General features: G+C 44.1%; 7 protein-coding genes. 4 read left to right on the forward strand and 3 right to left on the reverse strand.

Features of this window, described 5'->3' with window-relative positions:
- Window positions 1–70: 70 nt before the first annotated feature.
- From AACV20_RS16485 to nagE, 3 genes are all read right to left on the reverse strand, one after another.
- Entirely contained in the window at window positions 71–4,834 is a 4,764-nt protein-coding gene (locus AACV20_RS16485; RefSeq protein ID WP_170907653.1) for a FimV/HubP family polar landmark protein, read from the reverse strand.
- Between the two features lie 226 nt (window positions 4,835–5,060).
- Window positions 5,061–6,731, reverse strand: a complete 1,671-nt coding sequence (gene glnS, locus AACV20_RS16490; RefSeq protein ID WP_017045502.1) for a glutamine--tRNA ligase — start codon at window positions 6,729–6,731, stop codon at window positions 5,061–5,063.
- 328 nt (window positions 6,732–7,059) lie between these two features.
- Window positions 7,060–8,547 (reverse strand): N-acetylglucosamine-specific PTS transporter subunit IIBC, encoded by a 1,488-nt coding sequence (gene nagE / locus AACV20_RS16495; protein WP_013857296.1) that lies wholly within the window; start codon window positions 8,545–8,547, stop codon window positions 7,060–7,062.
- Between the two features lie 489 nt (window positions 8,548–9,036).
- Here nagE and nagA point away from each other — a divergent pair, with 489 nt between their 5' ends.
- From nagA to asnB, 4 genes are all read left to right on the forward strand, one after another.
- A complete protein-coding gene (gene nagA / locus AACV20_RS16500; protein WP_170907654.1) occupies window positions 9,037–10,173 on the forward strand; it encodes an N-acetylglucosamine-6-phosphate deacetylase in 1,137 nt (378 codons plus the stop codon).
- Between the two features lie 2 nt (window positions 10,174–10,175).
- Entirely contained in the window at window positions 10,176–11,390 is a 1,215-nt protein-coding gene (nagC, locus tag AACV20_RS16505) for a DNA-binding transcriptional regulator NagC (protein WP_026028126.1), read from the forward strand.
- Window positions 11,391–11,489: 99 nt separating this feature from the next.
- Window positions 11,490–13,076, forward strand: coding sequence for a cation:proton antiporter family protein (locus AACV20_RS16510; RefSeq protein ID WP_094147457.1), 1,587 nt, complete (start codon window positions 11,490–11,492; stop codon window positions 13,074–13,076).
- 272 nt (window positions 13,077–13,348) lie between these two features.
- On the forward strand, window positions 13,349–15,013 hold the full coding sequence (gene asnB, locus AACV20_RS16515; protein ID WP_017045499.1) for an asparagine synthase B: 1,665 nt from the start codon (window positions 13,349–13,351) through the stop codon (window positions 15,011–15,013).
- The last annotated feature ends 67 nt before the right edge of the window (window positions 15,014–15,080 follow it).

The following is a 15,080-nucleotide window of genomic DNA, read 5'->3' on the forward strand; positions in this document are numbered from 1 at the left end:
CAGGTCATCTGCAAGTCAGAAAAGGCTATTCAATAACAACGAGGCCGTATATTCACGGCCTCGTTTGTTTTTAAGCTCGGCGATTAATGCTGTCAATCAAGGATTTCGCTTCTCGTCGAATATCATCACTACCATCAACAATGGCTTCCTCTAACAGTTTTATCGCCCCTTTATCATCGTTCATCTCGATGTAAATTTTGGCGAGGTCAAGCTTACCCGCCGCCTCAGAGTTATTGTCTACATCGATATCACCAATGTCACCAATCACATCCGGAAATTCACTTAAACCAACATCTAACTTGAGTTCTTCATCTTCAGGGCTGATCCCCTCTTCACCCTCAACTTGAGCCATTAGCTCATCGATGGTCATGTACTGGCTCTTTTGGGCTTCAAAATCATCGAGTTCATCTTGAATTCCCCAGTTTTCATCAAGAATTTGAGGCTCGTCGGTTTGGATCTCATCGTTCCAAACGGCAAGCTCTTCTTCAGGCACGTCATCTGGGATGGAAGCTTGTTGATCTGGCGTTAAATTAAAACCGTTCCAATCTTCACCGCCTACCTCTAACATTGCATCAATATTCATACCAGCACTATCAATGGTACGAGCATCTAATGGTCGATCAAAAGAGAATGGCGCAGAAGATACACTTTCCTCATCTAGCCAATCTTTTAAGGCTTTCTCATCGAACTCCTGTTTTGAAACACTCTGCAATTGGTCTGCGTCATCATCTTCTAAAAGCGGCTGTTGATCTGTTTCTAGTGCTGGTTCGTTAATTGAAGCGAGTGCATCTTCTTCACTGAATTCAGGCAAGGCTTGCTCGTCAATCGCTTCAAAACTTTCTTGAGCAACAGGCTCTGACGCCGCCTCTTGAGGCTCGGCTATCGCATCCGCCAGCGCGTCTTCTTCTGTGTATTCTGGCAGCTCAAGATCCGTAAGTTCGCTCTCGTCTTCCTTTTCATCTAGAGAAGGCTCGCTAATTGAAGCAAGTGCATCTTCTTCACTAAATTCAGGTAAGGATTGCTCGTCAATCGCTTCAAAACTTTCTTGAGCAACAGGCTCTGACGCCGCTTCTTGAGGCTCGGCTATCGCATCCGCCAGCGCGTCTTTTTCTGTGTATTCTGGCAGCTCAAGATCCGTAAGGTCGCTCTCGTCTTCCTTTTCTTCTTCTAGAGGAGGCTCGTTGATTGAAGCAAGTGCATCTTCTTCACTAAATTCAGGTAAGGCTTGCTCGTCAATCGCTTCAAAACTTTCTTGAGCAACAGGCTCTGACGCCGCCTCTTGAGGCTCAGCTATCGCATCCGCCAGCGCGTCTTCTTCTGTGTATTCTGGAAGCTCAAGATCCGTAAGGTCGCTCTCGTCTTCCTTTTCTTCTTCTAGAGAAGGCTCGCTAATTGAAGCAAGTGCATCTTCTTCACTAAATTCAGGTAAGGCTTGCTCGTCAATCGCTTCAAAACTTTCTTGAGCAACAGGCTCTGACGCCGCCTCTTGAGGCTCAGCTATCGCATCCGCTAGCGCGTCTTCTTCTGTGTACTCTGGCAGCTCAAGATCCGTAAGGTCGCTCTCGTCTTCCTTTTCTTCTAGAGAAGGCTCACTAATTGAAGCAAGTGCATCTTCTTCACTAAATTCAGGTAAGGCTTGCTCGTCAATCGCTTCACAACTTTCTTGAGCAACAGGCTCTGACGCTGCTTCTTGAGGCTCGGCTATCGCATCCACCAGCGCGTCTTCTTCTGTGTACTCTGGCAGCTCAAGATCCGTAAGGTCGCTCTCGTCTTCTTTTTCTTCTAGAGGAGGCTCGTTAATTGAAGCAAGTGCATCTTCTTCACTGAATTCAGGCAAGGCTTGCTCGTCAATCGCTTCAAAACTTTCTTGAGCAACAGGCTCTGACGCCGCCTCTTGAGGCTCGGCTATCGCATCCGCCAGCGCGTCTTCTTCTGTGTACTCTGGCAGCTCAAGATCCGTAAGGTTGCTCTCGTCTTCCTTTTCTTCTTCTAGAGGAGGCTCGTTAATTGAAGCAAGTGCATCTTCTTCACTAAATTCAGGTAAGGCTTGCTCGTCAATCGCTTCAACACTTTCTTGAGCAACAGGCTCTGACGCCGCTTCTTGAGGCTCGGCTATCGCATCCGCCAGCGCGTCTTCTTCTGACGGCTCTGGCAGTTGGACTTCGGAAAGCTCGCTCTGTGACTGTTCTTCTAGCGATGGCTCATTAAAGGAAGCAAGGAGATCTTCTTCTTCTAACTCCACTAACTTGTCATCGTGGAGCTCCTCAACATGGTCCTTTGCCGATGATTCTGCTGAATTGGTTTGAAGCGGCTCAACATCAGCTTGGCTTGGTTCTTCCTCTTCTAGCTCACCAATGTCCCAGTCTTCATCTTGTGGAACTCCAAATTCGTTAGGGCTGACTTCTGGTTTGCTAACCTGTGCGGGTTCTATTTTTTCCGGGGATGTCGAGCTGCTTAGAGGTTGCTCCTCATTCGGCTTCAGATCCGGATAACTTGCCCCTTCAATTTCTGGGTTAAAATCAAATGAGTCGTCGATAAATTCTTCATCGATGTCGCCATCAACCACTCCCATCTGTTCATCATCCAGTAGAGGATCTTTTTCAGGAGCGGCACTTAGCAGATCGTCAATGAAGATGTCGCTGTTAAACTCGGAATCTTCAACGCTATCGTTTTCATTATCCAACAACTCGCTATTTTGCTGTTCGGTCTCTTCGATATTCTGAGCATACTGCTCGATTTCCAGCAACTCTTCAAATAATGCCGTACCATCTTCTTCAGCGAGACTATCCTTATCTTCAGCACCTTCTTGCTCTTGGTCTGCCTTTTCAAACTCAAGTGATTCAGAACCATTGTCAGTAAATAGTTCGTCCAATAGCTCTGTACTATTCTCATCCAGCTCGGTTTCAATGTCGGATTCCGTAGTTTCTTCACCCAATAACTCATACAGAGTTTGATCACCAGTGAAGTCAACATCATCAATATCTTCTTCGCTCGAAGCGATGTCTTTATCGGGCTGCACAAGTTCTTCAAGTAAGTCGGTGCTTTCCGATAAGTCTGTCTCGCTCTCTTCATCATCACCGAGTAGCTCATCGAGCAGTTCGACACTGTCGCTATCAATTGCTAGGACGTCTTCATCTTGCTCTTCTAATAATTCATCCAGCAGCGCTGTTTCAGTGGAGGAATCAGTTTCTATTGAGGTGAGGTCAGATTGCGCTTCAATCGTTGCGAATAGATCATCAAGTTCACTATCCGACGCTAGCTCTGCTTCTTTTAAATCGAAGTTACCGCCGGTTTTTGCTAGCTCAGGCTCTTCTGAATCCAAGTTGAAATCATCTTCGGACTCATCCAATAATGAATCAAAGTCAAAACTATCATGGTGATCGTCATCACTATTGGCGGCAAACAAATCGTCAAGTAGCGATTGATCTAAAGTATCGCTTCCGAGATCTTCAGCTTTCTCATCTCCAGCCAATAACGCGTCAATGTCGTCTTCAGAAATGGAATCATCATCATCGGATAAATCGAATTCTGTTTCGCTATCATCTTCATCTAATAACGCTTCGTCTAAAGCTCGCGCCATCTCATCGAGACCGACAGCTTTTTCGTCAGCACCAACACTGATGCCGTTACTGCTAGCGGTCAAATCTTCTAAATCCGCAGCAAGATCACCATCATCGCCGATACTCGCAAATGGGTCTTCGCCATCTTCACCTTCGAGGTTGAAGTCTAAATCTGTATCGTCTAAATCGGCAAAAATGTCCGATTCTTGCTCAGCATTGTCATCGATTTCATCATCCAGTGTGATGTCGTCACCAAATAACTTCTCACTATCATCAGACTCACCAAACAAGTCATCATCCAGCATTAAATCATCGTCAATATCTTCAAGGCTGCCAGCAGCCATTGGCGTTATGGGCTCTTGATTACCTTGAGTGACAACAGGCTGCTCCGTTGGCTTGGATCGGCGGCCAAGCAACATCACAACCAGTAAACCAATTAACAGACCAGGAATAAGGGCGAGAGCGGCGACCAACCAAGAGTTGGAAAGCAGTTGATCAAGTGCACTTGGTGCAAGCTTTTGCGCCTCTAGTGCTTTTCTACGTTCTTCATCAAGTAGCTTTTCAACTTCAGAGCGAATGCGGTTTTCGTCACCGAGTTCTCCTTTGAGTGCATCGACTTCAGATTGAACATCTGCCAGCATCAAACGTAACTTATGATTTTTCTCTTCAAGCGCCAGTAATTCAGTATCAGATTTCGCAACTTGTGTGCCAATATCTTTTAGCACAGGTTCACTCTTCGTCTTTTCAACAACTGGTTGAGCGACAGTAGAGGCAATTGTTTTTTCAGGCAAAGCTGTAGAAGCAGCAGTAACAGGCGCTGTTGGCTGCGCCGTATTAGCATTCAATTTGGCTTGATGCGCGGCCATGATATTGACCGCTTCTTGGGTGGGCGCACTATTTACCTGTGCCAATGATGGAACACGTAAGTTGCTACCTGGGATCAAACTGTGAATATTTTGATTTTCGAACGCCTGAGGGTTTAGCCGATAAATGGCCAGCAGGGTTTGTTGTACAGTGACGTTATTCGATGGGCGTAGTCGAGTGGCAATAGACCACAAAGTGTCGCTGTCTAAGGTTGGCCCAAAAAACGTCGATGGTTGGCTATTAGCCTGCTGAAGATTACGAGTTTGAGTGAGATTTTCTGAAAATTGAGGAGAAGACTGGATCTCACCATTCGGCCCAACCAGGCGAATGCTCTCGGCACTAACGATAGAAGTCTGAGTCACGGCAACCATTGCTATCGGCAACAGTAGACGCTGAAAAATTTGACGCATATAAGGCTCAGCTATGTGCTTGGAATAAATAAATACGATGATCTGTTTAATATATCGGATAACGCTAGCAAAACTATAGGACGCAAGGTAAAAAATGTGTCACGACTACGATAATCGCAGGAATCTCACACATTTTTCCCCGCTAAGTGAGCTTGCTCAGACAAAAACAGTACCATAATAAAAAGAAAGGCCAGCATTGGCTGACCTTTTTAAATAGTACTTAAGCTTATTCTGCGTCTATTTTTGCCCAAGTGTCACGTAGACCCACTGTGCGGTTAAAAACCAACGCTTCTGGTTTAGAATCTTTCGAGTCAGCACAGAAATAACCCATGCGCTCAAACTGATAACCTTGCCCCGTGTGTGCCGACACCAAACTAGGCTCAACAAAACCATTAATTTTAACCAATGAATCTGGGTTAATGGTTTCGGCAAAGTTGTCAGCCGCCGCCGGGTTGGGAACGGTAAATAGGCGATCATACAAACGAATTTCAGCTGGCAAGGCTTTATCGGCGGATACCCAGTGAATAACACCTTTCACTTTGCGTCCATCTGCCGGGTTTTTACCCAGAGTATCCATATCGTAAGTGCAGAATATTGTCGTAATATTGCCTTGTGCATCTTTTTCAATGCGCTCTGCTTTTATTACGTAAGCGCCGCGTAAGCGAACTTCTTTGCCTAGCACTAAACGTTTGTATTTCTTGTTACCTTCTTCACGGAAATCTTCACGTTCAATCCACAATTCGCGAGTAAATGGAACTTCACGTTCGCCCATTTCAGGCTTGTTTGGATGATTTGCCAGCGTTAACGTCTCGACTTTACCCGCCTCAAAGTTTTCTATCACCACTTTTACAGGGTCAAGAACCGCCATGGCGCGAGGCGCATGTTCGTTTAAGTCTTCACGGATACAAGACTCTAACGAACTGAATTCGATCATATTTTCCTGTTTTGTCACACCTATGCGTTTGCAAAACTCACGAATCGATGCTGGTGTGAATCCACGGCGGCGTAAACCTGAAATCGTCGGCATACGTGGGTCATCCCAACCATCCACTAATTTTTCCGTAACCAGCTGGTTTAGTTTACGCTTAGACATTACCGTGTATTCAAGGTTTAAACGGCTAAACTCATACTGATGTGGTCGACAATCAATCGTGATATTTTCCAACACCCAATCGTACAGACGGCGGTTATCTTGAAACTCTAGGGTACAAATTGAGTGCGTGATCCCTTCCAAGGCATCCGAGATACAGTGGGTAAAATCGTACATTGGATAAATGCACCATTTGTTACCCGTTTGGTGATGCTCAGCGAAACGAACACGGTAAAGCACAGGATCGCGCATCACCATGAAGGATGACGCCATGTCAATCTTGGCACGTAAACACGCTTTGCCTTCTTCGAAACCACCAGCGCGCATTTTCTCAAATAGGGCTAGGTTTTCTTCAATGCTGCGATCGCGGTACGGACTTGGCTTACCTGCTTGGGTCAATGTACCTCGATATTCACGGATCTCTTCTGGACTGAGCTCTTCAACATAAGCCAGACCTTTTTGGATCAACTCAACCGCGTATTGGTATAGTTTGTCAAAATAATCTGACGAATAACAAACATCACCAGACCATTGGAAGCCGAGCCATTTCACGTCGGCTTTGATTGACTCAACGTACTCCATATCTTCTTTTTCAGGGTTTGTATCGTCAAAACGTAAATTACACTGTCCCTGATAGTCCTGAGCAATACCAAAGTTTAAGCAGATAGATTTAGCATGACCGATGTGCAGGTAACCATTTGGCTCGGGCGGAAAACGAGTATGCACACTTGTGTGTTTGCCATCCGCTAAATCTTTATCAATGATTTGGCGAATAAAATTCGATGGACGAGCCTCAGCTTCACTCATCTATAGCACCTCAAAATTATTTAGTATCGTCAGAAGATTTTTCTGTATGTAAGAGCAGTAATGCTTGCAGAAACAGAAAGTTTGTCGCTAATGATCCACAATTATCCGCTCTTGCACAATAAAAAGTGGGCATTTCCTGCGATTATTTCAAGACATTGCCTTTTGTCTGGCTAGGCTAAGCAAAATTTCAGGCAAAGGGCGTAAGAAATAGGCAAAAGCTACCGTTGTGGGCAGCCTTAAATTTGAATAGCGCTCATTTGATGAATAAGAAAAACCTCTGCATGAAGCAGAGGCTTTAAAATAACCTAATCATCGGTTGCGATTAAGACTAAGGAAGTTTCACGCTAGAAAGATCTTCGTTTGCATTGATAGACTTCATCTCACCAGCAACGATTTCAGCAAGAGGGCCTAAGATAACTTGTAGGTTATTAGTACCCAGTTTCACCACACCCATTGCACCCAATGCTTTTAATGTTTTCTCGTCGATAATGCTCATGTCATTGACAGATAAACGTAAGCGAGTGATACAAGCATCGATGTTAGATAGGTTGCTGTGACCGCCTAGAGCTTTAAGGTATTGTTTAGCGAGCTCAGAAGACTCTTTCGCGCCTGATACTTTGCTATCGCTGTCGTCATCTTCGCGACCTGGTGTTTTAAGGCCAAATTTCAAAATAACGGTACGGAAAATCACATAGTAGAGAGCAAAGAACACAATACCTTGAACTATTAGCATGTACCAATTAACCGCCAGTGGGTTACGTGATGACAATACCATATCCACAAGGCCTGCAGAGAAACCGAAACCCGCAATCCACTGCATTGAAGCAGCAATGAATACTGATAGACCCGTCAATGCTGCATGCAGTACATATAGTGCAGGAGCAAGGAACATGAACGAGAATTCTAGAGGTTCAGTTACACCGGTAAAGAATGAAGCAAAACCAGCTGCAATCATAATAGAAGCAACTTTCTCTTTATTCTTCGCTGTAGATGTGTGGTAAATAGCCAATGCCGCACCAGGTAGACCGAACATCATAATAGGGAAGAAGCCTGCTTGGTACATACCCGTTACACCTGGGATACCAGTACCCTCAGCGATAGATTTTGCACCACCTAAGAAGTTAGGAATGTCGTTAATACCCGCAACGTCAAACCAGAATACTGAGTTCAGTGCGTGATGAAGACCAACAGGGATTAGCAAGCGGTTAAAGAACGCATAGATACCTGCACCCGCAGAACCTAGACCTTGAATCGATTCACCAAACGATACTAGACCACCATAAACATGCGGCCATACATACATCAGAACGAAGGCGATAAAAATACCAGCAAACGACGTCAAAATAGGTACTAGGCGTTTGCCAGAGAAGAAGGCTAATGCTTTATGCAGTTCTACAGTAGAGAAGCGATTGTAGATTTCAGCAGAAACAATACCTACTAAAATACCAACAAACTGGTTGTTGATTTTACCAAAAGCAGCAGGAACTGCGCTTGGATCAATACCTTGGATCTGTGCAACGGCTCCTGGAGAAAGTAAAGTCGTCACGACTAAGAAACCAACAAAACCCGACAATGCAGCAGCACCGTCTTTATCTTTAGACATACCGTAAGCCACACCAACAGCAAACAGTACAGACATGTTATCAATGATTGCAGCACCTGCTTTAATCAGGAATGCAGCCAAGGCACTGTTTGAACCCCACCCATTTGGGTCGATCCAATAACCAATACCCATTAGTATCGCGGCAGCTGGCAATGTGGCAACTGGTACCATCAACGCCTTGCCTACTTTTTGAAAGTATCCAAGAATATTCACCTTAAGTTCCCCCTATAGGATTTAGGATTTTTTGTATTTGGTTGAGCCACTTATTTTAGTCGCTCAATTTAGTCAAACTCAGTTTATGATATTAATTTTGCTCCGCAAATTAAAACCTTATCATTTGTGATCATAATCACCACAATCTGCCAAATACCAAGGTTTTTGCTAGCGAGATCATAAAACTTATTTTACAATTAAAAAAAATGGAAATTAGGCGATAATATTTGCCTGTTTCATCGTCGAATAGCATGTAAGCTAAACAACCCCGACTGGCTTTTTTCGTATAAAATGCAAACTATAACCATCAAATAACCCAGTCAAAACGAGCACTTAATTTTAATGTCATCCAGCATTGGCTGTTTGCTAGCAAGATAATTCGCGACCTAATTGAAGTAAGAAAAGAAAGCACCGTACTGGCACATTCCACCTTTCATTTCGTCGCCTCGCCAAATTTATAAAATATTGATAGATAAGGATTTGATGATTATGTACGCACTAACTAACTGTAAAATCTACACTGGCAGTGATGTGCTAGTTGACCATGCTGTGATTATCAACAACGAGTTGATTGAAGCGGTCTGTCCTATTGCGGATTTACCACAAGATATAGCGACACAAGATTTACATGGTGCAAACCTAAGCCCAGGCTTTATCGACCTGCAATTGAATGGTTGTGGCGGTGTGATGCTGAATGATGAAGTAACCGCGACTACGATGCAGATTATGCATAAAGCTAACCTAAAATCAGGATGCACAAGCTTTTTGCCAACGTTAATCACCTCTTCAGACGAAGACATGTGCAAAGCGATTTCTGCCGCACGTGAATATCACTCTCAATATAAAAACCAATCACTGGGTTTACACCTTGAAGGGCCATATCTTAATGTGATGAAAAAGGGCATTCACAGTGTGGATTTCATCCGCCCTTCAGATGACAACATGATCACCACTATGTGTGAAAATAGCGATGTGATTGCTAAAGTGACATTGGCGCCAGAGCACAACAATCCAGAACACATTGAACGTTTGGTGAAAGCTGGCATTGTGGTATCGATTGGTCACACTAACGCAACTTATACTGAAGCACGTAAAAGCTTTGAATCAGGCATCACCTTTGCCACACACTTATTTAATGCCATGACGCCGATGGTTGGACGTGAACCCGGTGTCGTTGGTGCAATTTATGACACCCCAGAAGTTTATGCTGGCATTATTGCTGATGGATTTCATGTTGATTATGCTAACATCAGAATTGCTCACAAAATCAAAGGCGAAAAGCTTGTATTAGTGACCGATGCCACAGCTCCTGCAGGCGCTAACATGGATTACTTTATTTTTGTCGGTAAGAAAGTATATTACCGTGATGGTAAGTGTGTTGATGAAAACGGCACACTGGGCGGCTCAGCACTCACTATGATTGAGGCAGTGCAAAACACTGTTGAGCACGTTGGTATCGCATTGGACGAAGCTCTGCGGATGGCAACTCTGTATCCGGCAAAAGCAATTGGTGTGGATCACAAACTAGGCCGAGTTAAAAAAGGCATGGTGGCGAACCTCACTGCATTTGATAGAGACTTCAATGTTCAGGCGACGGTTGTTAACGGACAATACGAGCACAATTGATAATGAATGGCGGACAAATAGGTAACGTAGATTTAGTCAAACAACTCAACAGCGCAGCAGTGTACCGATTGATCGACCTACAAGGTCCGATATCTCGTATTCAAGTTGCCGATGTGAGCCAACTTGCTCCAGCAAGTGTTACAAAAATAACCCGCCAACTTCTAGAACGCGGCCTCATTAAAGAGGTCGCACAACAAGCCTCTACTGGCGGACGTAGAGCCATCTCCTTAACAACCGAAGTCGCCCCTTTTCACTCTGTCGCCGTACGTTTAGGCCGAGATTACATTCAGCTCAGCCTGTATAATTTAGGGGGCAAAGAACTCGCGTCGGACTATCACGAGTTTCACTATTCTCACCAAACACAATTAATTGAGGGACTCCTTTTCCACCTCAATACCTTTATCAAACAACAGCAAGAGCGAATCGAACAGTTCATTGCCATTGGTATTGCCCTACCCGGCTTAGTCAACCCAGAAACGGGTGTCGTAGAATACATGCCCAACATTGCTATTGATGCACTCGCTTTAGGTGACATCATTCGTGATAATTTTCATGTTGAATGTTTTGTTGGCAACGACGTGCGCGGTATGGCGCTTGCCGAACATTATTTTGGTGCCAGCAAAGACTGTCAAGACTCTATCCTAGTCAGCGTTCACCGAGGAACTGGGGCTGGCATTATCGTCAATGGCCAAGTATTCCTAGGCTATAACCGTAACGTGGGTGAAATTGGTCATATCCAAATCGACCCACTCGGCGAACAGTGTCAATGCGGAAATTTCGGCTGTTTAGAAACGGTAGCCGCAAACCCGGCTATTATATCTCGTGTTAAAAAACTGATTGCTCAGGGCTATGAATCTAGCCTAGCGAATATAGAGAGCATTACCATCAATGATGTATGTGAGCACGCCAATCTCGGTGATGAGCTAGCAAAACAGAGCTTAATTCGAGTGGGTAATCAACTCGGTAAAGCCATTGCGATGACCATCAACTTGTTCAACCCACAAAAAGTGGTAATTGCAGGTCAAATTACAGCCGCTCAAGAGATCGTATTCCCCGCGATTCAACGAAATGTAGAGAATCAATCACTCAAAACTTTCCACACCAATTTACCCATAGTCGCGTCGCAGATTGATAAACAACCAACCATAGGTGCATTTGCTATGATTAAACGGGCAATGTTAAATGGTGTTTTACTTCAAAAATTACTTGGCGATTAAGCAACCGATTGAATTATAATAAAAGGCTGTGTCGTCATGACACAGCCTTTTTTACAACCAAAACATTATTTTTAAACCAAAGCATTACTAAAGGAATTTATGGAACTTATCCTAATTTCAACGGCTTTTTTCGCAGGGTTTATTGCCTTGAAATGCAATTTACCTCCGTTGGTTGGCTTTTTAGTTGCTGGGTTTGGCCTTAATGCCGCTGGCTACCACAGCAGTAATACCATTCTGACTCTAGCCGATCTAGGGGTTACCTTATTACTGTTCACAATTGGACTTAAGCTAGAGATTAAAACCTTACTTGCGAGAGAGATTTGGGCTGGTGCCACGGTTCATAACCTCCTTTCGACAGGGATTTTCAGCATTGCTTTATTGATATTCAAATATTTAGGGGTTAGCTCTCTGGCCTCGATGTCAATTGAACAATTAGTTCTGCTTGGTTTTGCTTTGTCATTCTCCAGTACTGTTTTTGCGGTGAAATCACTGCAAGAGAAAGGAGAAATGAACGCGACATACGCCACTATCGCCATCGGTATTCTTGTGATGCAAGATATCTTTGCTGTCATATTTTTAACCGTCTCGACAGGAAAACTTCCTCATTGGTACGCTGCCACTTTATTGATCCTACCCTTTATGCGGCCACTATTTTACAAACTGCTCGATTGGGTTGGTCACGGTGAAATGCTTGTTCTGTTTGGTATATTTTTTGCCTTAGTGGTCGGAGCAGGATCATTTGAATTGGTTGGGATGAAACCCGATCTTGGTGCTCTGATTTTAGGCATGCTGCTAGCAGGCCATCGCAAAGCATCTGAGTTGTCAAAATCACTCTTTAATCTAAAAGAGCTGTTTCTCGTCTGCTTTTTCCTCAACATTGGACTATCAGAACAGCCCACAATGACTGGGTTTGCGCTCGCATTGTTGCTCTTACTGCTGCTTCCCATCAAAGGTATCCTCTATTTTTGGGTACTCAACCGCTTTAAATTCCGAGTGAGAACCTCATTGTTAGCCACCTTGTCTTTATTCAATTTCAGTGAATTCGGACTGATTGTGGGGGGGCTTGCTTTCAAAATGGGATGGATGTCGGGTGACATATTGGTCGCACTGGCCATTGCGGTATCCATTTCATTTGTAATCGCAGCCCCAATAAGCCGTAAAGGCCATGAACTCTATCAACATTCACGGCAATGGCTCAAAGAACATGCCGCTGAAAAACTCAACACCAAAGATCAATTAATTAATCCAGGCCATGCTCAGGTACTCATATTAGGGATGGGCCGCATCGGTACCGGTGCATATGATGAGTTGCGCTCTCGTTATGGCAAAATAAGTTTAGGCATAGAAGTCCGAGAAGAGGTTGCTCATGATCACCGCTCACAAGGGCGCAATGTTATTGCTGGTGATGCAACCGACCCTGATTTTTGGGAGCGTATTCTAGACACTGGTAATGTAAAACTCGTACTACTTGCTATGCCGCATCATCAGGGTAACCAAATCGCGCTATCGCAGTTACAACACCGTAATTTTAAAGGACAAATCGCAGCCATCGCCGAATACCCAGACCAATTGGAATCACTATTGGAAAGTGGTGTTGATGCGGCATTCAACATCTATAGCGAAGCGGGTAGCGGTTTTGCCCGTCACGTATGTAAACAGCTCCAACCTAATTTTACTAAACCGTAATAATATCTAGGTAAGCCATCGCAATTTTTAGGTAAAACATTGTCATTTCTATGCCCAACTCAATACGGCCCCAGAGCTTAGTTGGGCATAATTTACCCACCATCGCTCAAAAACAGAAAACAAATAGAAAAAATTCATACAAAGCGCACATTAATTAAATAAAATTCACCAAGATGCATCTTATGTGATATTAACGACACCATATGGTTGCTTTTTTTAACCAGAATGGCAAATTAGGTCCAACAGATTAAAAATCATCAAAAGGAAGTTGTATGTGTTCTATATTTGGCATTCTTGATATTAAAAGTGATGCAACAGCGTTACGCCCAATAGCGCTAGAGATGTCTAAAAAAATGCGTCACCGCGGCCCTGACTGGTCTGGCATCTATGCTTCAGAAAAAGCAATCTTGGCTCATGAGCGCCTTTCTATTGTCGGTTTAAACAGCGGCGCACAACCACTTTACAGCCCAAATAAAAAGCACATATTAGCGGTCAATGGTGAGATTTATAACCACAAAGAAATTCGTGCTCGTTACCAAGGTAAATACGATTTTCAAACCGACTCTGACTGTGAAGTGATATTAGCGCTTTATGCAGACATGGGTGCCGCGCTGCTTGAAGAACTCAACGGCATCTTTGCCTTTGTGCTCTATGATGAAGAAAAAGATGAGTACCTCATCGGGCGTGACCATATTGGTATCATTCCTCTTTACCAAGGCCATGACGAACACGGTAACTACTACATTGCATCCGAAATGAAAGCTTTGGTAAGCATTTGCAAAACTATCAGTGAATTTCCTCCTGGTAGTTACTACAGCTCGAAAGAGGCAGGTGCACAACGCTACTATATTCGAGATTGGAATGAATATGCGGCAGTCCAAGGCAATAGCAGCAGTAAAGAAGAGCTAAAACAAGCATTAGAAGCGGCCGTGAAGCGCCAACTGATGACAGATGTACCTTATGGTGTTTTGCTTTCTGGAGGATTGGACTCTTCAATTACGTCAGCCATTGCGAAACGTTACGCTGCAATGCGAATTGAAGATGATGAACAATCAGAAGCATGGTGGCCACAGCTTCACTCTTTTGCGGTGGGTTTAGACGGTGCCCCAGACCTTAAAGCGGCTCGCGAAGTTGCTGAAAAAATTGGCACTGTACACCACGAAATGACTTATACCATCCAAGAGGGTTTAGATGCTATTCGTGATGTTATTTACCATATTGAAACGTATGACGTGACGACAATTCGAGCCTCTACTCCGATGTATTTGATGGGGCGAAAAATCAAAGCCATGGGTATCAAAATGGTACTTTCCGGCGAAGGAGCGGATGAGATCTTCGGTGGTTACTTATACTTCCACAAAGCACCAAACGCGCAAGAATTCCACGAAGAAACTGTGCGTAAACTGCTGGCGTTGAACTTGTTTGACTGCGCTCGCGCTAATAAATCTTTAGCGGCTTGGGGAGTGGAAGGACGCGTTCCTTTCCTAGACAAAGAGTTTATTGATGTTGCAATGAGGCTTAACCCTGCTGACAAAATGTGTGGCAATGGCAAGATGGAAAAACACATTCTACGTGAGTGCTTTGAAGATTATCTGCCAGCCTCGATTGCTTGGCGTCAAAAAGAGCAATTTTCCGATGGTGTGGGCTATAGCTGGATTGACACACTAAAGAGTGTTGCTGAAGAAAAAGTTACCGATCAACAGATGGAAACAGCAAAATACCGCTTCCCATATAATACTCCAGCGACAAAAGAAGGGTATGTTTACCGCGAGATCTTCGAAGAGCTGTTCCCGTTAGAGTCTGCTGCACAATGCGTTCCTGGAGGTCCTTCTGTAGCTTGTTCTTCCGCCAAAGCAATAGAGTGGGATGAATCCTTTAAAAATTGTATTGACCCGTCAGGCCGAGCTGTCAAAGCGGTGCATAATGAAGCGTACTAACCAAAACGCTGGCTAATAAAGCAAATAAAAGGCGCAAAATGCGCCTTTTATTTGTCTAAAGAGCTTA

It is taken from the genome of Vibrio sp. B4-6, assembly GCF_963888245.1.
GTDB classification, from domain to species: domain Bacteria; phylum Pseudomonadota; class Gammaproteobacteria; order Enterobacterales; family Vibrionaceae; genus Vibrio; species Vibrio anguillarum.